Origin of the sequence: Aeromonas sobria, assembly GCF_050266975.1 — a bacterium.
Lineage (GTDB): Bacteria > Pseudomonadota > Gammaproteobacteria > Enterobacterales > Aeromonadaceae > Aeromonas > Aeromonas sobria_B.
This window is the reverse complement of the sequence record NZ_JBKISU010000004.1, coordinates 84,796-106,398: the sequence shown is the minus strand read 5'-3', so window position 1 is coordinate 106,398 and position 21,603 is coordinate 84,796. Positions and strand designations below refer to the sequence as shown.

General features: G+C 64.2%; 17 protein-coding genes. 11 read left to right on the top strand and 6 right to left on the bottom strand.

What is annotated here, in order from left to right; all coding sequences use genetic code 11:
* Positions 1-2: 2 nt before the first annotated feature.
* Complete coding sequence (locus ACLHZ1_RS03650) at positions 3-479, bottom strand: retropepsin-like aspartic protease family protein (RefSeq protein WP_427261019.1); 477 nt, start codon at positions 477-479, stop codon at positions 3-5.
* A gap of 99 nt (positions 480-578) precedes the next feature.
* On the opposite strand from ACLHZ1_RS03650, the gene ampD reads away from it, so the two are divergent.
* The 5 genes from ampD (at position 579) to lpdA (ending at position 8,651) form a co-directional block, all read left to right on the top strand.
* Entirely contained in the window at positions 579-1,151 is a 573-nt protein-coding gene (gene ampD, locus ACLHZ1_RS03645) for a 1,6-anhydro-N-acetylmuramyl-L-alanine amidase AmpD (protein WP_427261018.1), read from the top strand.
* Between the two features lie 276 nt (positions 1,152-1,427).
* A complete protein-coding gene (pdhR, locus tag ACLHZ1_RS03640) occupies positions 1,428-2,192 on the top strand; it encodes a pyruvate dehydrogenase complex transcriptional repressor PdhR (protein ID WP_042001733.1) in 765 nt (254 codons plus the stop codon).
* 67 nt (positions 2,193-2,259) lie between these two features.
* Positions 2,260-4,920, top strand: coding sequence for a pyruvate dehydrogenase (acetyl-transferring), homodimeric type (aceE, locus tag ACLHZ1_RS03635; RefSeq protein ID WP_427261017.1), 2,661 nt, complete (start codon positions 2,260-2,262; stop codon positions 4,918-4,920).
* Between the two features lie 161 nt (positions 4,921-5,081).
* Positions 5,082-6,968 carry a pyruvate dehydrogenase complex dihydrolipoyllysine-residue acetyltransferase gene (gene aceF / locus ACLHZ1_RS03630; RefSeq protein ID WP_427261016.1) on the top strand — a complete coding sequence of 629 codons (1,887 nt, stop codon included), beginning with the start codon at positions 5,082-5,084 and terminating at the stop codon, positions 6,966-6,968.
* A gap of 255 nt (positions 6,969-7,223) precedes the next feature.
* Positions 7,224-8,651: a dihydrolipoyl dehydrogenase gene (gene lpdA, locus ACLHZ1_RS03625; RefSeq protein ID WP_427261015.1), complete on the top strand. Its 1,428-nt coding sequence runs from the start codon at positions 7,224-7,226 to the stop codon at positions 8,649-8,651.
* A gap of 216 nt (positions 8,652-8,867) precedes the next feature.
* Here lpdA and ACLHZ1_RS03620 read toward each other — a convergent pair whose 3' ends face one another.
* Positions 8,868-9,818: a LysR family transcriptional regulator gene (locus ACLHZ1_RS03620; RefSeq protein WP_427261014.1), complete on the bottom strand. Its 951-nt coding sequence runs from the start codon at positions 9,816-9,818 to the stop codon at positions 8,868-8,870.
* Between the two features lie 94 nt (positions 9,819-9,912).
* Between ACLHZ1_RS03620 and ACLHZ1_RS03615 the strand changes: the two genes are divergently transcribed.
* Together ACLHZ1_RS03615 and ACLHZ1_RS03610 are read left to right on the top strand one after the other, a co-directional pair.
* Positions 9,913-11,103, top strand: a complete 1,191-nt coding sequence (locus ACLHZ1_RS03615; protein WP_427261013.1) for a serine hydrolase domain-containing protein — start codon at positions 9,913-9,915, stop codon at positions 11,101-11,103.
* Positions 11,100-12,272 carry an MFS transporter gene (locus tag ACLHZ1_RS03610; protein ID WP_427261012.1) on the top strand — a complete coding sequence of 391 codons (1,173 nt, stop codon included), beginning with the start codon at positions 11,100-11,102 and terminating at the stop codon, positions 12,270-12,272. The genes ACLHZ1_RS03615 and ACLHZ1_RS03610 overlap by 4 nt, the downstream gene beginning before the upstream one ends.
* 92 nt (positions 12,273-12,364) lie before the next feature.
* Here the strand turns inward: ACLHZ1_RS03610 and ACLHZ1_RS03605 are convergent, their stop codons facing one another.
* Positions 12,365-12,811: a winged helix-turn-helix transcriptional regulator gene (locus tag ACLHZ1_RS03605; protein WP_427261011.1), complete on the bottom strand. Its 447-nt coding sequence runs from the start codon at positions 12,809-12,811 to the stop codon at positions 12,365-12,367.
* 177 nt (positions 12,812-12,988) lie between these two features.
* Here ACLHZ1_RS03605 and ACLHZ1_RS03600 point away from each other — a divergent pair, with 177 nt between their 5' ends.
* Entirely contained in the window at positions 12,989-14,167 is a 1,179-nt protein-coding gene (locus tag ACLHZ1_RS03600; protein WP_427261010.1) for an MFS transporter, read from the top strand.
* 185 nt (positions 14,168-14,352) lie between these two features.
* Here the strand turns inward: ACLHZ1_RS03600 and ACLHZ1_RS03595 are convergent, their stop codons facing one another.
* Entirely contained in the window at positions 14,353-16,143 is a 1,791-nt protein-coding gene (locus tag ACLHZ1_RS03595; RefSeq protein WP_427261009.1) for an AMP-dependent synthetase/ligase, read from the bottom strand.
* A 183-nt stretch (positions 16,144-16,326) separates the two neighbouring features.
* Between ACLHZ1_RS03595 and ACLHZ1_RS03590 the strand changes: the two genes are divergently transcribed.
* Complete coding sequence (locus ACLHZ1_RS03590; RefSeq protein WP_427261056.1) at positions 16,327-16,869, top strand: hypothetical protein; 543 nt, start codon at positions 16,327-16,329, stop codon at positions 16,867-16,869.
* A 469-nt stretch (positions 16,870-17,338) separates the two neighbouring features.
* On the opposite strand, the gene rimI is transcribed toward ACLHZ1_RS03590, so the two are convergent.
* On the bottom strand, positions 17,339-17,788 hold the full coding sequence (gene rimI / locus ACLHZ1_RS03585; RefSeq protein ID WP_408793911.1) for a ribosomal protein S18-alanine N-acetyltransferase: 450 nt from the start codon (positions 17,786-17,788) through the stop codon (positions 17,339-17,341).
* Positions 17,789-17,882: 94 nt separating this feature from the next.
* Positions 17,883-18,287, bottom strand: a complete 405-nt coding sequence (locus ACLHZ1_RS03580; protein WP_427261008.1) for a DNA polymerase III subunit psi — start codon at positions 18,285-18,287, stop codon at positions 17,883-17,885.
* A 230-nt stretch (positions 18,288-18,517) separates the two neighbouring features.
* On the opposite strand from ACLHZ1_RS03580, the gene ACLHZ1_RS03575 reads away from it, so the two are divergent.
* A complete protein-coding gene (locus ACLHZ1_RS03575) occupies positions 18,518-20,140 on the top strand; it encodes an ATPase RavA domain-containing protein (RefSeq protein WP_427261007.1) in 1,623 nt (540 codons plus the stop codon).
* The gene (gene viaA / locus ACLHZ1_RS03570; protein WP_427261006.1) at positions 20,141-21,595 is read left to right on the top strand and encodes an ATPase RavA stimulator ViaA; all 1,455 of its coding nucleotides are present in this window, start codon (positions 20,141-20,143) and stop codon (positions 21,593-21,595) included.
* The last annotated feature ends 8 nt before the right edge of the window (positions 21,596-21,603 follow it).

Sequence of the window (21,603 nt, the reverse complement as noted above, 5' to 3'; positions counted from 1 at the left end):
CTTTATTCCTGCAAGGGTCGGAGAAGCAACTGCCTGTCTCTCTGGGTCAGCTCCAGCCGGCCGAGGGCATTCATCCCGACCAGGATCTCATCGCCGGTGGCGGCTGGGTTGATGTAGACGGCCAGATCGTACAAGGTCAGCGGACCCATCGCCAGGGTTTCTATCCGGCCATTGCCGACCAGGATGGCGCCGGCGGCGGTATTGACCCGGCTCTGGCCCAGGGCCTGGATCCCCAGTCGCGTCGCCACATCCGCCGGGATGGTGACGCGAGTGGCCCCCGTGTCCAGCAGCAGTTGCACCGGTTGGCCGTTGATGGCACCCTCCAGACGATAATGGCCGCTGGCATCCATCGGCAGCCGCAGTTCGCCGCTGGCGGTCACTCCGGGTTGCGACTCGTCATGAAAATAGAGGGTCAGCAGCCCCATCAGGGAGAGCCAGGCCAGCAGCCAGAACCAGCGGGCCAGCGCGGGGGCGGCCATCAGGCGCTCCCCTCTATCCGGGGTACCTGGAGTCTGGGGCCGGCTGAGCCGCTTCGAGGGACGGTAACGGGCACATCAATACCATGAGCAAGAGAGACCATGACCCAGCCTAACACACTATTTTCCATTGATTCAGAGGGTTGGTGCGAGCAGGCCCGCAAGGTGCCGTCGCCCCATCACAACGAACGGGACAGCCCGGAAGACATCTCCCTGCTGGTGGTCCATGGCATCAGCCTGCCCCCCGGCCAGTTTGGCGGCCCCTTCATCGACGATCTGTTTCTCGGCCGCTTGGATCCGAGCGCCCACCCTTACTTTGCCGATATCCATCAGCTGCGGGTCTCGGCCCACTGCCTGATCCGGCGGGACGGTGAGCTGGTGCAGTATGTGCCGTTCACTGCGCGAGCCTGGCACGCTGGCGTCTCTTGCTGGGAGGGGCGAGAGGCCTGCAACGACTACGCCATCGGCATCGAGCTGGAGGGGACGGACGAGCTGCCCTACAGCGATGCCCAGTATGAGGTGCTGACCCACCTAACCAGTGCCATTCAGGCTCGCTTCCCCGCCGTGCTGGCCGATCGGGTGGTGGGGCATTGCGACATTGCGCCGGGACGCAAGACGGATCCGGGCGCGAGTTTTGACTGGCGACGATACCGCCAGGGCCTCAACAAAATTTGATACGGTTAAAATCGATTTTGTGTTTTTAAGATCAATGGCTTGTCGGTGCGACAAGCCATTTTTGTTGGCTGTTGCCGGAATGTTGTTTGTGATCTGGCTCAAGAATATTGGTCAGACCATTTTCTATGAGTGAGATCATGTTTTCCTCTCTTTACCCATAAATGGGTGGTTTACTTTCTTGATACAGATCAGATTTTGGGTGGACATTTCCCATCCCCTCTGCTAATTTTCGCCCCATTCATAAAATTGGTAATACCAATTTAACAAAGCTGCCCCATGCCCTATCGTCGAATTACTCAACCCAAATTGGCCGACGCCATCGTCGCCGAGCTGGAACACATGATCCTGGAAGGCAGCCTGCAGCCTGGCCAGAAGTTGCCGCCCGAGCGGGAACTCGCCATCCAGTTTCAGGTGTCACGCCCCTCCCTGCGCGAGGCTATCCAGCGTCTGGAGGCTCGCGGGTTGTTGTATCGTCGTCAGGGCGGTGGCACCTATGTGCAAAATGGTTTGAGCCAGGGGATCGCCGATCCCCTGTTCGAGCTGCTCAGCACTCACCCGGAAGCCCAGTATGACCTGCTGGAGTTTCGCCACGCGCTCGAAGGCATCTGTGCCTACTATGCGGCGTTGCGAGGCACTGAGGCAGACTTCGAGCGCATCCGCGCCGCCCAGGCGGCGATCGAGGCGGCGGGTCAGCAAGGGTCCCTCGCGAGTGAGTCGAGCGCCGTCACCCAGTTCTATCTGGCGGTGGCCGAGGCCTCTCACAACGTGGTGCTGCTGCACCTGCTGCGGGCCATGGGCCCCATGCTCGAGCAGAACATTTTGCGAAATAACGAGATTTTGAATCGCCGTCCGGGAGTGGTCGCCAAGATCCGTCGCCATCGTGCGTCGCTGATCGAGGCTATCCTGTCGGGGGCTCCGGAGCGGGCCAGGACTGCTTGTCATGAGCACCTGGCCTTTATCGAGGACACCTTGTTGGATATGCAGAGGGAAGACAGCCGGATCCAGCGATCCATGCGTCGGATCCGTCAGCAGGAAAACTAATCCCACAAGGCTTTATTGTCGAATTTTGCGCAACTTACATCCCGTGCAATAACAATAGGAACCAGCCATGTCTGATATCCTGAAGAACGATGTGGACCCGATAGAAACGCTGGAGTGGCTTGCCTCTCTGGAATCCTTGCTGCGTGAAGAGGGTCCGCAACGCGCTCAGTTCATCCTTGAACAACTGGCCGAGAAAGCCCGCGTCAGCGGTGTGGAAGTGGCTGAGAAAGCGAATCGCGACTACATCAACACCATCCCCGCCAGTGACGAACCGGCCTACCCGGGCGACCTGGAGATGGAGCGTCGCATTCGCGCCATCATCCGCTGGAATGCCGTGATGATAGTGTTGCGCGCCTCCAAGAAAGACCTGGACCTGGGCGGTCACATGTCTTCCTTCGCCTCCTCCGCGACCATCTACGAAGTCTGCTACAACCACTTCTTCCGTGCTCGCAACGAGAAGGACGGTGGCGACCTGGTCTACTTCCAGGGTCACATCTCCCCGGGCATCTACGCCCGTGCCTTCGTCGAGGGTCGTCTGACCGAAGATCAGCTGGACAACTTCCGTCAGGAAGTGGACGGCAAGGGTATCCCCTCCTATCCGCACCCGAAACTGATGCCGGAATTCTGGCAGTTCCCGACCGTTTCCATGGGTCTGGGTCCCATCGCCGCCATCTATCAGGCGCGCTTCCTGAAGTACCTGACCGACCGTGGTATCAAGGATTGTGCCGAGCAGACCGTCTACGCCTTCCTGGGCGATGGCGAGATGGACGAGCCGGAAGCCAAGGGCGCCCTGACCGTTGCCGTGCGTGAAAAGCTCGACAACCTGGTGTTCGTGGTCAACTGCAACCTGCAGCGTCTGGACGGCCCCGTTGTCGGCAACGGCAAGGTCATCAACGAGCTGGAAGGCCTGTTCGCCGGCGCCGGCTGGGATGTCACCAAGGTCATCTGGGGTCGCAAGTGGGATGAGCTGCTGAAGAAAGACACCTCCGGCAAGCTGATCCAGCTGATGAACGAGACCGTGGACGGTGACTACCAGACCATGAAGTCCCGCGATGGCGCCTACGTGCGAGAGCACTTCTTCAACCGTTACCCGGAAACCGCCGCCCTGGTCAAGGACATGTCCGACGAGGAGATCTTCGCCCTGAACCGCGGTGGTCACGATCCCCGTAAACTGTTTGCCGCCTTCTCCAAGGCCGCACAGACCAAGGGCAAGCCGACCGTGATCCTGGCCAAGACCATCAAGGGTTATGGCATGGGTGAAGCGGCCGAAGGCAAGAACATCGCTCACCAGGTCAAGAAGATGGATCTGGGTTCCGTGCGTTACCTGCGCGACCGTTTCAACCTGCCGGTGACCGACGAGCAGCTGGCCGATCTGCCGTACCTGAAGATCGAGGAAGGCTCCGCCGAGCACAAGTACCTGCACGACCGTCGCACCGCCCTGAAAGGTTATGTGCCGACCCGTCTGCGCGAGAGCACCACCAAGCTGGACATCCCGGCGCTGGATGCCTTCGGCCCGCTGCTGGGTGAGCAGGCGCGCGAGATCTCCACCACCATGGCGTTCGTGCGTTCCCTGAACGTGATGCTCAAAGACAAGTCCATCGGCAAGCGCATCGTCCCGATCCTGGCTGACGAAGCCCGTACCTTCGGTATGGAAGGTCTGTTCCGCCAGATCGGCATCTACAGCCCGCACGGTCAGCAGTACACCCCGCAAGACCGCGACATCGTCTCCTACTACAAGGAAGACAAGCAGGGTCAGGTTCTGCAAGACGGCATCAACGAGCTGGGCGCCATGTCCTCCTGGCTGGCGGCTGCCACCTCTTACAGCACCAACGACTGCCCGATGATCCCGTTCTACATCTACTACTCCATGTTCGGCTTCCAGCGGATCGGCGACATGGCGTGGGCAGCCGGTGACCAGCAAGCCCGTGGCTTCCTGCTGGGCGCGACCTCCGGTCGTACCACCCTCAACGGCGAAGGTCTGCAGCACGAAGATGGTCACAGCCACATCCTGGCCAACACCATCCCGAACTGCGTCTCCTACGACCCGTCCTACGCCTATGAAGTAGCGGTGATCGTACAGGACGGCCTGCGCCGCATGTACGGCGAGAAGCCGGAGAACGTCTTCTACTACATCACCACTCTGAACGAGAACTATGCCATGCCGGCCATGCCGGAAGGCGCCGAGGAAGGCATCCGCAAGGGTATCTACAAGCTGGAATCCGTGGCCGGCACCAAGGCCAAGGTACAGCTGCTGGGTTGTGGCTCCATCCTGGGTCATGTGCGCACCGCCGCCCAGATCCTGGCGAGCGAGTACGGCGTGGGTTCCGACGTGTTCAGCGTCACCTCCTTCAACGAGCTGGCCCGTGACGGTCAGGACGCGGATCGCTGGAACATGCTGCACCCGACCGCCGAAGCGCGTGTGCCCTACATCGCTCAGGTGCTGGGCAGCGACGCCACCATCGCCGCGACCGACTACATGAAGTCCTTCGCCGATCAGGTTCGCGCCTTCGTACCGACCGAAAACTACCGCGTGCTGGGTACCGACGGTTACGGCCGCTCCGACAGCCGTGCCAACCTGCGTCGTCACTTCGAGGTGAACGAGTTCTACGTGGTGGTTGCTGCCCTGACCGAACTGGCCAAGCGCGGCGAGATTGACAAGCAGGTGGTGGCCGATGCCATCGCCAAATACGGCATCGATGCCGACAAGGTCAACCCGCTGTACGCCTAAGAGGATTGAGCGCCCTGTCCGGCCATGTGCCGGGCAGGGCCTCACCCTGCTTGGCGTGACCAACGTATAAGAGGATGAAGCCGCTCTCCTGCCAGGGCTATGGCAGTGGCAGCGCGCTTTTCCAACGTCAACGTGACATCCGCGTAAGAGGATAAAGCACAATGTCCAAACAGATTATGGTGCCGGATATCGGTGCCGATGAGGTTGAAGTCACCGAGATCATGGTGGCCGTGGGTGACAAGGTCGAGCTCGACCAGTCCCTGATCGCCGTGGAAGGTGACAAGGCCTCCATGGAAGTCCCGGCTCCGGCCGCGGGCATCGTCAAAGAGATCCTGATCAAGGTGGGCGACAAGGTTGCCACCGGTTCCCAGATCATGGTCTTCGAAGCCGAGGGTGCGGCTGCCGCCGCTCCGGCTCAGGCTGCCGCCCCCGTGGCCGCCGCACCGGCTGCCCCTGCTGCTGCCGCTGCCAAAGACGTGCACGTCCCCGATATCGGTGACGACGAAGTGGAAGTGACCGAGATCATGGTTGCCGTGGGCGACATGGTCGAAGCGGACCAGTCCATCATCGCCGTGGAAGGTGACAAGGCCTCCATGGAAGTGCCGGCGCCGTTCGCGGGCCGCGTGGTCGAGATCAAGGTTGCCGCCGGCGCCAAGGTCTCCACCGGTTCCCTGGTGATGGTATTCGAAGTGGCGGGCGCCGCCCCGGCCGCGGTTGCCGCGCCGGTTCAGGCCGCCGCTCCCGTCGCTGCCCCGGTTGCCGCCGCTGCCAAAGAGGTCAATGTACCTGACATCGGCGGTGACGAAGTGGAAGTCACCGAGATCATGGTGGCCGTGGGTGACAAGGTCGACGCCGACCAGTCCCTGATCGCCGTGGAAGGTGACAAGGCCTCCATGGAAGTCCCTGCGCCGTTCGCCGGTGTGGTGAAAGAGATCAAGGTGAAGGCGGGTGACAAGGTCTCCACCGGGTCGCTTATCATGGTATTCGAAGTGGCTGGTGCCGCGCCGGCTGCCGCGCCTGCCGCCGCCCCCGCCCCCGCACCTGCTGCCGCCGTTCCGGCTGCTGCTGCCGCTGCGCCGGTTGCTCAGGCTGCTGCCGCTTCCGACTTCGTCGCCAACGATGCCTATGTTCACGCCTCCCCGGCGGTACGCCGTCTGGCCCGTGAGTTCGGTGTCAACCTGGCCAAGGTGAAAGCCTCCGGTCGCAAGGGCCGCATCGTCAAAGAAGACGTGCAGGCCTACGTGAAGGATGCGGTCAAGCGCGCCGAGTCCGCTCCGGCTGCAGGCCAAGGCTCTGGCAACGGCATGAGCGTCGTGGCCTGGCCCAAGGTTGATTTCAGCAAGTTCGGCCCGGTCGAAGAGCTGGAACTGACCCGTATCCAGAAGATCTCCGGTCCTGCCCTGCACCGCAACTGGGCCATGATCCCCCACGTCACCCAGTTCGACGAAGCCGATACCACGGATCTGGAAGCGTTCCGCAAAGAGCAGAACGTGCTGGCCGAGAAGCAGAAGCTGGACGTGAAGATCACCCCGCTGGTGTTCATCCTGAAGGCGGCCGCCAAGGCCCTGGAAGCGCACCCGCGCTTCTGCAGCGCCCTGTCCGAAGATGGCAGCAAGCTGATCATGAAGAAGTACATCCACATCGGTGTGGCGGTAGACACCCCGGGTGGCCTGGTGGTGCCTGTGGTTCGCGACGTCAACAAGAAGGGCATCTTCGAGCTGTCCCGCGATCTGGCGGAGATCTCCAAGAAGGCCCGTGCCGGCAAGCTGACCGCTGCCGACATGCAGGGCGGTTGCTTCACCATCTCCAGCTTAGGGGGCATCGGCGGTACCAGCTTTACCCCGATCGTCAACGCGCCGGAAGTGGCCATCCTGGGCGTCTCCAAGTCCGAGATGAAGCCGAAGTGGAACGGCAAGGAGTTCGTGCCGCGCCTGATGCTGCCGCTGGCCCTGAGCTATGACCACCGCGTCATCGACGGTGCCGACGGTGCCCGCTTCGTCACCACCCTGAGTGGTGTGCTGTCCGACATCCGTCGACTGGTGCTGTAATGACGTTGAACCATGACCAGTGTGTCGCCATTGATGGCGGTGACGGTGCTCGCTGCATCACCCTCTTGGGTGCTGTGTTGTCCGACATTCGTCGACTGGTCCTGTAAGTGAGAGGGCGGGCCCAGAGCCCGCCCTTTTTGCTTCTCATTTCATTAACAGGATTGTAAACTTGCCCCGTTTTTTTCACGGCTGCAGCCGCCTTCTCTGGCATAAGACTGTGCTGTCCGGGGATATAAGAACGACAAAGAGGTCATGATGAGTAAAGAAATCAAAACCCAGGTCGTAGTACTGGGTGCTGGCCCTGCCGGTTATTCCGCTGCTTTCCGTGCGGCTGACTTGGGTCTGGATACCATTATCGTCGAACGTTACTCCACCCTGGGTGGCGTCTGCCTGAACGTGGGCTGCATTCCGTCCAAGGCGCTGCTGCACGTTGCCAAAGTGATCGAAGAAGCCAAGGCGCTGGGCGAGCACGGCATCGTCTTCGGTGCCCCGCAGACCGACATCGACAAGGTGCGTCTGTGGAAAGAGAAGGTCATCAACCAGCTGACCGGCGGTCTGGCGGGCATGGCCAAGATGCGTAAAGTCCAGGTCGTGAACGGCTTCGGCAAGTTCACCGGCCCGAACACCCTGGAAGTGGAAGGCGCCGATGGCAAGACCACGGTCACCTTCGACAACGCCATCATCGCCGCCGGTTCCCGTCCGGTGAAGCTGCCCTTCATCCCCCACGACGATCCCCGCGTATGGGATTCAACCGATGCGCTGGAGCTGAAAACCGTTCCCGGCAAACTGCTGGTCATCGGTGGCGGCATCATCGGTCTGGAAATGGGTACCGTGTACTCCTCTCTGGGTTCCGAGATCGACGTGGTGGAATTTGCCGATCAGCTGGTTCCGGCTGCGGACAAAGACATCGTCAAGATCTACACCAAGCGCGTGGCCAAGAAATTCAACATCATGCTGGAGACCAAGGTCACCGCCGTTGAAGCCCGTGAAGACGGCCTGTACGTCTCCTACGAAGGCAAGCACGCCCCGGCCGAACCGGTTCGCTACGACAACGTGCTGGTCGCGGTCGGTCGTGTGCCGAACGGCAAGCTGATGGACGCCGAGAAAGCCGGTGTTGCCGTCAACGAGCGCGGTTTCATCGAAGTGGACAAGCAGCTGCGTACCAACGTTCCGCACATCCACGCCATCGGTGACATCGTCGGTCAGCCGATGCTGGCTCACAAGGGTGTGCACGAAGGCCATGTGGCGGCCGAAGTCATCGCCGGCAAGAAGCACTACTTCGACCCGAAAGTGATCCCGTCCATCGCCTACACCGAGCCAGAGATGGCCTGGGTCGGTCTGACCGAGAAGGAAGCCAAGCAACAGGGCCTGAACTTCGAAGTCGCCACCTTCCCCTGGGCTGCGTCCGGCCGTGCCATCGCGTCCGACTGCTCCGACGGCATGACCAAGCTGATCTTCGACAAGGACAGCAACCGCGTCATCGGTGGTGCCATCGTGGGTACCAACGGCGGTGAGCTGCTGGGCGAGATCGGTCTGGCCATCGAGATGGGTGCCGACGCCGAAGATCTGGCGCTGACCATCCACGCTCACCCGACTCTGCACGAGTCCGTGGGCCTGGCTGCCGAAGTGTTCGAAGGCTCCATCACCGACCTGCCGAACGCCAAGGCCAAGAAGAAGAAGTAAGTTTCTTCTCACCGTGCCCATGCAAAAGCCGCTCATCGAGCGGCTTTTTTGTTTGATGATGGCACCAGCCCGGGGCTTGACCCCGGCGCGGCGACGAGGAGCAAAGGCGAGAGGGACTGTGGGGGAGCCTGGGGCCATTTGCGGGGCCAAGGGCGGGCGAGCATCGAGTATCTCGGTGCATCGCAGCCGAGTATCGGCGCCGGGTAGGAGGCCCGGCTATTGGCGGCTCCCGGAGATGGCCGTGTTGCCCTTCGTGGTCGGGAACACCCTGGCGCAAAGGAAGTCCACCAGTGCTCGCACCTTGGGCGAGGGGTGCTTGCTGGCCGGCCATAGCAGGTGGAAAACGCCTGTGCCTTCCACATGGTCGGCCAGGACAGGCAGCACCCGTCCGTCGGACAATGGCTCGCGGATTGCGAAATCCGGCAGGTAGGCGATCCCCAGCCCTCGTAGTGCAAAGCACACGCGCGTCTCTATGTTGTTGCAGATCATCGAGGTCGGCAGCTGCAGCTCCGGCTCGCCAGGTGTTTGCCGCAGCGCCCAGCTCTCCAGCTTGCCGCTGGTGGGGAAGCGATAGTGCAGGCAGCTGTGCTGCAACAGATCGGCTGGCGTGCGTGGCCAGCCTCGGCGCGCCAGGTAGTCCGGCGAGGCGACAAGATGCATCTGGAATCTGCCCAGTCGGCGTGCCGACAGCCGGGAGTCGGCCGGCTCGCCGGTGCGCACCACGGCGTCGAAGCCCTCCTCGATGACATCCACCATGCGGTCGGTGAAGTCCAGATCCAGTTCGATCTCGGGATAGGCTTGCATGAAGTCGCCGAGCACCGGCAGCACCAGCGAGCTGACCAGCGGCAGGCTGACTCGCAGACGGCCGCGCGGTGCCGCACTCGCTTGCGACAACTCCTGCTCCGCCGCTTCGATCTCGGCCAGGATGCGACGACTGCGCTCCAGGAACAGGGTGCCCTCGGCGGTCAGGGTGACGCTGCGGGTGCTGCGATGGAACAAGCGCACGCCCAGCTTCTCCTCCAGTCGCGCCACGCTCTTGCCGACGGCGGAGGCCGAGACGCCCAGCAGCCGGCCAGCGGCGACGAAGCTGCGGGTTTCGGCGACCTGCACGAACACCACGAAACCATTCAGACTGTCCAAGGTGTGCTCCCCCTTCATTGCGGACATTTAATTCCTTATAGCATGGAACTTAAGCCTACTTTTTCTTCAATACAATCCTCTCTATCGTCGAGGCTCTGTCCATTGAATCTAGGTATTTGCCATGACGAACCTTCCATTGTCCCTGCGCCAAGGCGTGTCGCCTGCGCCTCTGTCCCCCCGTATCCAGGCCGTCGTCCAGCAGGCGCTGGATGAGCAGCGCCTGGTCGGTGCCGTTGTGCTGGTCGCCCGCGACGGCGAGTTGATCCACGCGCAGGCCGCCGGCCTGGCCGATCGGGCAAGCATGCGGCCGATGGCCGTCGAGACGGTGTTCCGGCTGGCGTCGGTGAGCAAGCCCATCGTCTGCGCCGCGGCGCTGGTGCTGGTGGCACAAGGCTGGCTCGATCTGGATGAGGAGATCGCGCGCTGGCTGCCCGAGTTTCGACCCCGGCTGGCCGACGGCAGCCCGGCGCACATCACGACGCGGCAGCTGCTCAGCCACACGGCCGGTCTTGGTTATCGTTTCTTCGAGGCCGACGCGGGGGGGCCTTATGCGCGGGCCGGCGTTTCGGACGGCATGGACGCCTCCGGCATCAGCCTGGCCGAGAACCTGCGCCGCCTCGCCAGCGTCCCCTTGCTGTACGAACCGGGCACGGCCTGGGGCTATTCGTTGGCGACAGACGTGCTGGGGGCGCTGATCGCGCGCGTCCACGGCGCACCGCTGGACGAAGTGGTACGCGAGTGGGTGACGGGCCCGCTGGGCATGGTCGATACCGGCTTCGTCGCCCGCGATCCTCGGCGTCTGGCAACCGCCTATGTCAACCAGGGGCCGCGACCGCACCCCCTGGCGGAGGGTGAGGTGGTTTCGCCAGTCGGGGCCGTCGGCATTGCCTACAGCCCGGCGCGCATCCTGGATGCACAGGCCTTCCCATCGGGTGGCGCTGGCATGGCGGGCACGGCCGGGGATTTTCTGCGGCTGCTGGAGGCCCTGCGTCAGGGCGGTGGCGCGCTCTTGCCCTGCGAACTGGTCACCGAAGTGGCGCTGGACCAGACCGCTGGGTTGGATCTGCCCAATGCGCCGGGCTTCGGTTTCGGGCTGGGCTTCTCGGTACTGCGGGATCCGCGGCTTGCCGCATCACCAGAATCGCCGGGTACCTGGCGCTGGGGTGGCGCCTACGGCCACTCCTGGTTCGTGGATCCCGCACAGGCCCTGAGCGTGGTGGCCTTCACCAACACCCTGTACGAAGGCATGTCCGGTCGCTTCGTCAACGAGCTGCGCGATGCGGTCTATGGCGCCATGGAGGCCGAACGATGAGCGGCGTGGCCAACGACCGTCTGCCCCTGGCGTCACTGCTGGCGCTGGCGATGGCGGCATTCATCACCATCTTGACCGAGGCGCTGCCGGCCGGGCTCTTGCCGCAAATGGCGCTGGGCCTGGCGGTGTCAGAGGCCTGGGTAGGTCAGACCGTCACGATTTATGCCATCGGTTCGCTCGTCGCCGCGATTCCCCTGACCGCCGCCACCCAGGGGGTGCGGCGCCGCCCCTTGTTGTTGGCTGCCATCGCGGGTTTCCTCGTCGCCAATACCGTCACCACCCTCTCTGGGAGCTATGCCTTGACCATGGTGGCGCGCTGTGTGGCAGGGGTGTCGGCCGGGTTGTTGTGGGCGCTGCTGGCAGGCTATGCCGCACGCATGGTGCCCGAGCACCAGAAGGGGCGGGCCATTGCCATTGCGATGGTCGGCACGCCATTGGCGCTGTCCCTCGGCGTGCCGGCCGGCACCTTCCTTGGCAACCTGGTGGGTTGGCGGACGTGCTTTGGCATCATGAGCGCACTGGCGCTGATCCTGATGGTGTGGGTACGCCTCAAGGTGCCGGATTTCGCCGGACAGGCAACGGCCAAGCGGTTGTCGCCGGGCCAGGTGTTCACCCTGGCCGGGGTGCGTTCGGTGCTCTTTGTGGTACTGACCTTCGTGCTGGCGCACAACATCCTCTACACCTACATAGCGCCTTTTCTCACGGCTGCGGGCATGGCCGAACGGACGGGATTGGCGCTGCTGGTATTCGGCGTCACCTCCCTGCTGGGGATCTGGATTATCGGTGTGCTGATCGACCGCCACCTGCGTTTGCTGACGCTCGCCAGCACGGCCTTGTTCGGCCTGGCCGCGCTGGCGCTTGACATGGCAAATGGTACGCCGGCCGTCGTGTATGCGGCGGTCGCCGCCTGGGGCCTGGCTTTCGGCGGTGCGGCGACCCTGTTCCAGACTGCCATCGCCAAGACGGTCGGGGACGCGGCCGACATGGCGCAGTCCATGCTGGTCACGGCCTGGAACATGGCGATCGCGGGTGGCGGCATCATAGGCGGCATGCTGCTGGATCGCCTCGGCGTTGCGGCGTTCCCGCCCGCGCTGTTGGCGCTGTTGGCGGCAACACTGATCGTGGTGTGGGTGGCCAGGCGCCATGGCTTTCCTGCGGCGCTGGGGTAAGACGTGATGGCATGTCGGCGGCCATGCTGCTTCCTGGCCGCCGGCACGGCACGTCATCGTTTCGCTGGTTTGCTCCGCCAGGGGGCATAGGGTCAGGTTAGTTTCCGAACCTCAGTCGTGGCCGGCGTCAGCACGGAACCGTCTTGCGCCGTCGGCGCCATCGGCGAGACGGGTTGTCCCGTGTGCTTGTCGATCAGTACCGAGTGGCGCTCACCCGGTTCAAACAGGTGCTGTTCGCCCCACTGCCGCAGCGCCACCATGACGGGGAACAGGCTTTCGCCCTGGGGTGTCAGCACATATTCCTGATAGGCCGATCCGTCCGACGCTGCCGTCGTTTCGAGAATGCCGGCCTGCACCAACTTGCGCAGACGGTCGGACAGTATGTTGCGGGCCATGCCAAGGCTGCACTGGAAGTCACCGAAACGGCGCATGCCGTCGAACGCATCGCGCACGATGAGCAGTGACCAGCGATCCCCTACGACATCGAGGGAGCGCGCGACGGGGCAAGGTTCGTCGTTAACGAACGTGCTGCGTGGCATGACTTCTCCTGGCGGCTGGCCATTGATGTTCAATCTGGTTGCATTTTAAAACTGGAGGTCCTAGCATTCAACTGGTTTTATTTTGAAACCAGATTGAATGGAGCATGGATCATGACGCTATCCCCTGTTTCGACGGTGCCGACATCGGCGGGCCTCGCCCCAGTCCGCCCTTCGGATATGCCGCGCAGCCTGGTGTTGCTGTTTGCCGCCGCCAGTGGCCTGAGTGTGGCGAATGTGTACTACGCACAACCCTTGCTGGACGTGCTGGCACGGGATGTTGGCATCAGCCATGGGGCGGTTGGTGGCGTGGTCACGGCCACGCAGACAGGTTGCGCCCTGGCCTTGCTGCTGTTGGTCCCCCTGGGCGATCTGGTGGATCGCCGCCGCCTGATGGCGGTGCAGCTGCTGGCCTTGATGGCGGCACTGGTGATGGTGAGCGTGTCGCAGTCCGCGCCTCTTCTGCTGGCCAGCATGGCCGCCGTGGGTCTGCTGGGCACGGCGATGACCCAGGGGCTGATCGCCTATGCCGCCAGCGCCGCCGCGCCTCATGAGCAAGGGCGCGTCGTGGGTGCGGCGCAGGGCGGGGTGTTCATCGGCTTGCTGCTGGCGCGGGTTTTCGCCGGTGGCGTCAGCGACCTGACGGGCTGGCGGGGCGTTTACGTCAGCGCCGCCTTGCTGATGCTGGTGATCGCGCTGCCACTGTGGCGGCGGCTGCCCCCCTTGTCCCCGGTGTCGAGCACCATGAGTTACCCGAGGCTGATCGCCTCTATGCTGACGCTGCTGCGACAGGAAAAGGTGTTGCAAGTGCGCGGCATGCTGGCCTTGTTGATGTTCGGCGCCTTCAACATCTTCTGGAGCGCGCTGGTGTTGCCGTTGAGCGCGCCGCCCTACGGTTTCTCACATACCGTCATCGGTGCATTCGGGCTGGTCGGCGTGGTGGGCGCCCTGGCCGCCGCCCGTGCCGGGCGGTGGGCCGATCGGGGTCACGGCCAGCGCACCAGCGGGGCTGCGCTGGCACTCCTGCTGCTGGCCTGGTGGCCCTTGTCCCTGATGGGGTGGTCGCTTTGGGCGCTGGTGATCGGCATCGTCTTGCTCGATCTGGGCGGGCAGGCGCTGCACGTCACCAACCAGAGCCTGATTTTTCGTGCCCACCCCGAGGCCCATAGCCGGCTGGTCGGCCTCTACATGCTGTTCTATGCGGTGGGCAGCGGGCTCGGGGCGATTGGTACTACCGTCACTTATGCCCATGCCGGCTGGCAGGGCGTGTGCCTGCTTGGTGCGGCGGTGAGCCTGCTGGCGCTGTGTTGCTGGTGGGTGACGCGAAGTGGCATGACGGCGGGGGCGACGCATTCCTGAGGCGCGAAGGGAGGGCAGGAAGGGACGAAAAGGCGCGGCTGCCGTATGGCCGACGCTTAGGTCACATGGGGGGGCGTCGGTATTCGCCGCCTCAGACCCGGCAGGGGAGTGCCTCTTTGCCGTCAAGCCTTGCGCAGCGCGTACGAAAGGCTTGATCCCGGCACTCTCCTGCTCCCGGCGAGGGGTCAGACGCGACTGTACATCGCCTCGATCTCGCGCTGGTATTTGGATTCGATGATCTTGCGGCGCAGCTTCATGGTGGGGGTGATCTCCCCCAGCTCCATGGAGAAGGCGCTCGGCAGCAGGGTGAACTTCTTCACCTGCTCGAACTTGGCCAGCTCCTGTTGCAGCTCCTGGATCCGCGACTCGAAGAACTCCACCACCCGGGAGTGGCGCAGCAGCTCCGTCTTGCACTGGTACTGCAGGTTGATGGAGCGGGCATACTCCTCCAGGGACTCGAAGCAGGGGACGATGAGTGCCGACACGAAGTGGCGGGCGTCCGCTATGATGGCGACCTGCTCGATGAAACGGTCCTTGCCGAGGGCTCCCTCCACCAGCTGGGGCGCCACGTACTTGCCGTTGGAGGTCTTCATCAGCTCCTTGAGGCGCTCGGTGAAGTAGATGTTGCCCTCGTCGTCCAGCTCGCCCGCATCCCCGGTGCGCAGGAAGCCATCCGCTGTCATCACCTCGGCCGTGGCCTCTGGCTTGTTGTAGTAGCCACGCATCACGGTCGGTGAGCGCACCAGCAGCTCCTTGTCCTCGCCGAGCTTCACCTCTATGCCATCGAGCGCAGTACCGATGGAGCCCAGCTTGAACCGAGCGTCTTCGTAGCAGCAGACGGTGGCCGTGGTTTCGGTCATGCCGTAGCCGTACTTGAGGTTGAATCCCATGGCCTGGAAGAAGAGGTTCACGTCGTCCGCGAGGCGAGCCCCCGCCACCGGCAGGAAGCGGGTGCGGCCGCCGAAGCGCTCGCGCAGCTTGCGAAACACCAGGCGATCGGCCAGGGCGAGTCGCAGCCGCAGCAGGGAGGAGGGGGACTCACCCGCCTGGCGGGCGGCCAGCCCCTGCCTGCCGACCCGGGTGGCCCAGCCGAACAGGGCACGGCGCAGGCGCGGAGCCTGGGCCACCTTGGCCTGGATCAGGGCATAGGCCTTCTCGTAGAGGCGCGGCACGGCGCACATCAGGGTCGGTTTCACCTCGCCGATCACCTCCATCACTTTCTGGGGATCCCGGATGTAGACGTTCTCGGCGCCGCAGTAGAGCACGTAGTAGCTCCAGGCCCGTTCGAACACATGGCTCAGCGGCAGCATGCAGAGCGACACATCCTGTTCACTCACGTCGAGGCGGCGATCATGCATCTCGAAGCAGGCGGCGATGTTGGCAAAATCGAGCATGACCCCCTTGGGCTCCCCCGTGGTACCCGAGGTGTAGATCAGGGTGAACAGGTCATCCATGCGGTACTGCTGCTCGCGCGCTTGCCGTGCCAGCTCGCTGGCCAGGTGATTGCCGGAGACCAGGAAGGCCTGGAAGTGGCTCGCCTGGGGGCAGCCGCGCAGATCGACGTTGCCATCCAGGGTGACTATCTGGCCTATCTCGCCACTCTCGATGAGTTGCAGCGCCTGATCGAACTGGGGCTGCTCGCCGACGAACAGCAGCTTGATGCCGGCGTCTTTGACGATATAACGCAGCTGATCCAGGGTGCTGGTGGGGTAGATGGGCACGCTGACGCCGCGGGCGGCCAGGATGCCGAGATCGGCCTGGGTCCACTCCGGCATGTTGCGGGCATAGATGCCGACCATCTCGGTGGGCTGGTGTCCGGCGCGGATCAGCGCCTGGGCGCAGTAGTCCATGGCCTGGCCCAGGGTGCGCCAGCCGATGGCGCGCCACTGGCCATCCTGTTGCACCCGCAGGGCGGCTTTATTGCCGAGGCGGGCGATGCGTTCGCGAAGCAGATGAACCAGATGAAGCTGCGACATCAATAGATCCTCAATGAGAGCGTCACGCCCGGCAGGGGCGTAAAAAATGGGCTGGAGTGTAAACTCTAATATTACGGCTTACAAGTGTGCGCTGTTTTGTCCGAGATCAGAAAGTGCGGATTTTGCTGCCAAATCAATCAAGATCGGCGATAACAGTGGGAGGTGGTTGGCGGAGGCTGCGTGATGAAACATCTGGCAACATGGTGGGTAGGGGGGCTGGTGGTGGTGCTGGTGGCGGGAGGGCTGGGCTGGTACTGGTGGAGTCAGGAAGCCCAGCGCCGTGGCAACCCCTGGCTCAGGGGCGAGCAGGGGGAGGCGCGGGCCCAGCAGCTCGCCCGGGAGTCCGGCATGGCCATGCTCTATGTGATCGAGGCGGACAAGTGCCGGCGCTGCAAACTGCTCGACAAGGCGCTGTGGCAGGACCCTGCCCTGGCGTCGACCCTGGCGGGGCTGGCCAAGGTGCGCCTCAACCCGAGTGCGGGGGATGGCAGTGAGCGGGTGCTGCGCCGCTTTCCCAAGGTGAAGACACCTCCCGGCATCTATCTGCAGCAGGCGGGCGGCCCCCTCAAGCCGGTGCAGATAGTGGTGGATATCCAGCAGATCTGGATGCCGGGGGTGACCTACCGACGGGGCTTCTTCATGCCGCTCTCGGCCGCCGGCTTCGAGGCCGTGCTGCGTACCACCCTGGCGCTGGAAGATCCGGCGTTTGGCGCCGCGCAGCCCTGAGTTTCTCTGGCTTTCTCGTCGCTTCATGGCCCATGGTCGGCCGCCGGCTTCGAGGCCGTGCTGCGTACCACCCTGGCGCTGGAAGATCCGGCGTTTGGCGCCGCGCAGTCCTGAGTTTCTCTGGCTTTCTAGCCGCTTCATGGCCCATGGTCGGCCGCCGGCTTCGAGGCCGTGCTGCGTACCACTCTGGCGCTGAAGGATCCGACGTTTGGCGCCGCGCAGCCCTGAGTTTCTCTGGCTTTCTAGTCGCTTCATGGCCCATGGTCGGCCGCCGGCTTCGAGGCCGTGCTGCGTACCACCCTGGCGCTGGAAGATCCGGCGTTTGGCGCCGCGCAGCCCTGAGTTTCTTTGGCTTTCTAGCTGCTTCATGGCCCATGGTCGGCCGCCGGCTTCGAGGCCGTGCTGCGTACTACCCTGGCGCTGAAAGATCCGGCGTTTGGCGCCGTGCAGCCCTGAGTCGTTCGAGCCGTTAGCCGAAGTCGAACAGGCGCGACATCAGCACGGCATCTTCCCGCTCCGGGCCGCTGCCATAGTAGTCGGCCCGGCGACAATACTCGGCGAACCCTTCGCTCTCGTAGAGGCCGATGGCGGCGGCGTTGCCGGCACGCACCTCGAGGAACCAGGCCTCGGCCCCCTTCGCCTTGCTGCGGGCCAGATATTCCTTGAGCAGCGCCCGTCCCAACCCCTTGCCCTGAAAGTCAGGATGCACGCAGATGTTCATCAGGGAGCTGTCCCCCGCCACCAGATCCGAGATATAGAAACCGGCAGGGCTATCCTCCACCAGCATCAGGCCGTTGAGGTAGCGCGGCCCGAAGCAGGAGAGCAGGTTGGCCTGACTCCAGGGCTCCTTGTGGGCGGCCTGCTCTATGGGATAGACAAGCTCGAAGTCGGTCTCGAGCAGGGGGCGAAAGCGGTGCATGGTCACTCCGGTGACGGCGGGCAGAGATCTCGCCAGCCAAATGTAAAGTTTGGTAAAGATGAGGGGGCCGGGCTGCATTGCGGCCCGGGGCCGATCACAATGACTCGGGCGCCTGGTATGCAGGCAGCCGCTGGCGCAGCTGTTGCCACAGGGCCCGCTTGCCGGCCGCATCCGGGCTGAGGGAACAGATCAGGGCCTGGGGCCAGTCAGGATCCGGCTCGGTGAGCCAGAGCAGCGGCGGCGTCGCCTGTTCCGGTATGCCTGGCAACAGGCTCACCTCATGGGGCGCGATCCCGAGCAGCCGGCAGACGTCATCGAGCAGGGTGGGGGCCGGCAGGGCCTGCGCCCGCACCCAGAGTTTGCCGGCAGGGGGCGCTTGGGTGAGGCTCGCCTCGCTGGCCGCCTCGCTCTCCTTGCCCGCCAGCAGCTGCGGACGTCTGAGCTGCCAGCCCTGGATGCCGATGCGGGCCAGGATGCGCTGGCGAACGGGATCTTGCATAGAGGATGACTCGCTCTTGATCTGGGTTGGGGAAAAGTCTGGGGTGCAGGGTACACTCGAACGCCTTTTTCTGCATCCTCCGCCATACTGTCGTGTCCACCTCGGCCTGAGGGCATGGCTTGGCAAGCAGAACAGAAACAGCCAACATCATCATCAAACCACCCCCGGCTCGCCTGGTCGTCATGGCGTGAACCGGGATTATCCAGATCCCAGCGTCGGAATGCTCTTCTATGCCACTTTCTGTCCACAGCCCCGCCCGTGTCGCGCCCATTCATGAACGCCTGCCCAGCCTGCTGACGGCCCTCGGCGAGGGGCTCTATGAGCGCCAGGACGCCCTGCGGCTCGGACTGCTGGCCGCGCTCTCGGGGGAGAGCGTCTTCCTGCTCGGCCCCCCCGGCATCGCCAAGAGCCTGATCGCGCGGCGCCTCAAGCTGGCCTTCTTTGATGCGCGCCACTTCGAATACCTGATGACCCGCTTCAGCACGCCGGAGGAGGTGTTCGGCCCCCTCTCTATCCAGGCCTTGAAGGAGGAGGGCAAGTACCTGCGCCTGACCGCAGGCTATCTGCCCCAGGCCGAGGTGGTGTTTCTGGACGAGATCTGGAAGGCGGGGCCCGCCATCCTCAACACCCTGCTGACCGCCATCAACGAGCGCCAGTTTCGCAACGGCGACGAGACCCTGCCGATTCCGATGCGCCTGCTGATCAGCGCCTCCAACGAGCTGCCCGCCCCGGACAGCGGGCTGGAGGCGCTCTATGACCGCATGCTGGTGCGGATCTGGATGGACAGAGTGCAGGAAAAATCCAACTTTCAGGCCATGCTGGCCAGCGACGGCGCCAACCCCCGTCAGCTCACGGCCAGCTTGCAGATCCACAGCGAGGAGTACCAGTCGTGGCAGCGGCAGATAGAGCAGGTGACCCTGCCAAACGAGGTGTTCGAGCTCATCTATCGGCTGCGCCAGCGCCTCGATCATCTCGGTGACGAGCCCTGCTATGTCTCGGATAGGCGCTGGAAGAAGGCGGTCAGACTGTGCAAGGCGAGCGCCTTCTTCCATGGCCGCGCCGAGGTGGCGTCCCTGGATCTGCTGCTGCTCAAGGATTGCCTGTGGCACAACGGCGACAGCCGCGCCGCCCTGCTCACCCTGATGGAGGAGTTTGCCCGCCTGCACTGCTACCAGCAGCAGACGCTCATCTCCCGCCATCTGGCCATCACCTCCGCCCTGCAGGCGTTGCAGCAGCAGATGAGCGCCCGGCTGGCCCTCAAGGCGGAGCCCCACAAGGGGATGCTGGGCAAGCGCGGCAAGGGGTGGCGCCTGCCCCTGGATGAGGCCGACAAGCAGGGCGCGCGCGGCCTGCAGATCCAGCTGCACCTGCTCACCCCGGCCCGGCTCAGCCCGGAGGAGCCGGATCTGCTGGTGCAGACCCTGGAGTGCGACAAGGTGGTGCTCGGCCACTGGCAGCAGGGCGATCAGGTGCTGTTCCACCCGGTCGGCAGCAAGACCGGGCTGACCCTGGAGCTGGAGCTGGACGGCGAGCAGCGCCTGCAACTGCTCGACAGTCAGCGCCATCCCATTCCCCTGGTGCTGGTGCGCCGCGCCCCCTTGCCCGGCCTCATCAGCGCCCCCTGGTACAAGGAGCTTGCCAGCCTCAACGAGCAATTGATGGCCCTGCGCACCGATCTTCGTCGCCAGCGCCAGCGCTTCGACGGCCATCAGCCCCACCATTTCCTCGACTCGCGCTGGCAGGTGGTGGTCGAGGAGGGCTTCTTCAGCCTGACCCGCGAGCTCGAGCAGACGGCGGATCAGCTGGCCCAGTGGCGGGGACGCCTGCCCCTGCTGTGTGGGGAGCCGGGCTGAATGCTCGACATCGGCACCATGAGCACCTTGCTGGCCGTCTCGGAGGGAGAGATGGTGTCAGAGATGGTGGTGGCCCTGCTGGCCAGCACCCAGATATCCCGCTTCATCCGGTTGGGCAAGTCCCAGGGCCGCGCCCTCAAGCAGAGGCTGCAGCGCTGGCGCCATCAGGTGAGCGACACCATAGCCCATACCCCGGTGCCCCCCGTACTGGAGCAGGAGTTCCTGCTCTATCAGCACTGTCTCTCCCTCTCCCTGCCCCGGCTGGTGGCCGAGTTGCCGGCCCTGCTCAGCGCCCTGGAGCGGGGCAGCGACTTCGCCGATGAGGGGCGCCAACTGGCCCATCAGCTGGTGGACCACCCGGTCGAAGGGACCCGGCGCCTGCTGCTCGAACGGTGGCGCGCCAGCCTGGTGGGGGCCCTGCTGCGCTTGCAGCAGCAGCTGGCCGAGGCACAGCGGCTCAAGCTGCAACAGGAGCTGGAGGATCAGATAGGGGCCAGCGAGGAGCTCGAGCAGGTGCTGGATCCCCAGCGGCGCACGGCGGGCGGCCTGTGGAACCTGGCCCAGGGGCGCTGGCAGCCCGCCTCCCTGGTGCTGATCCGCCAGTATGCGGCCATGCTGGGCAAGGAGCCCATGTTGCAGGAGATAGCCCAGAGCATGGGGCGCAGCCTGCACAGCCAGGAGCAGGAGGCCAGACCGCAGCCGCCCCAGCCCACCCTGATCCAGGAGGCCGTGCTCAGTGACGACGTGCCCGACGATCTGGTGGGCATTCATCAGGGCAGCGATCTGATGCGCATGTTGCCGAGCGAGGCCGTGATGCTGGGGGTCCCCGAGCTGGAGCTGGAGTTCTACCGCCGTTACCTGGAGCGGCGCCTGCTCAGTTACCAGGCCAGGGGCATCCTGCCCAGGCAACAGCTGCTGCCGCGTACCACGGCCCAGGGGGAGCGGGAGCTGCAACCCATGGGGCCGGTGATCGTCTGCATCGATACCTCGGGTTCCATGGGGGGCTATCCCGAGCAGTGTGCCAAGGCCCTGGCCCTGGCGCTGTTGCAGCTGGCCCTGAGCGAGCAGCGGCGCTGCTTCGTGATGCTGTTTTCCACCGATGTGGCCAGCTTCGAGCTGACCGATGCCGACGGCCTCGATGAGGCCCAGCGTTTCCTCGCCATGACCTTCAATGGCGGCACCGATCTGCTGCCCTGCCTGAGTGCGGCCCTGCGCCAGTTGCAGGCCCCGGCCTTCGAGCTGGCGGACGTGCTGGTGATCTCTGATTTCATCGCCCAGCGCCTGCCCGCCTCCCTGGTGGCGCAGATGGACAGCCAGCGCGCCCGAGGCACCCGGTTTCACGCCGTCGCCATGTCCCGTCACGCCAAACCGGCCCTGCTGCGGGTCTTCGACAGAAGCTGGCTGCTGGACTGCGGCCTGCGCGGTCGCCTGCTGCGCCGCTGGCAGCGCAGCTGAGGCCGATG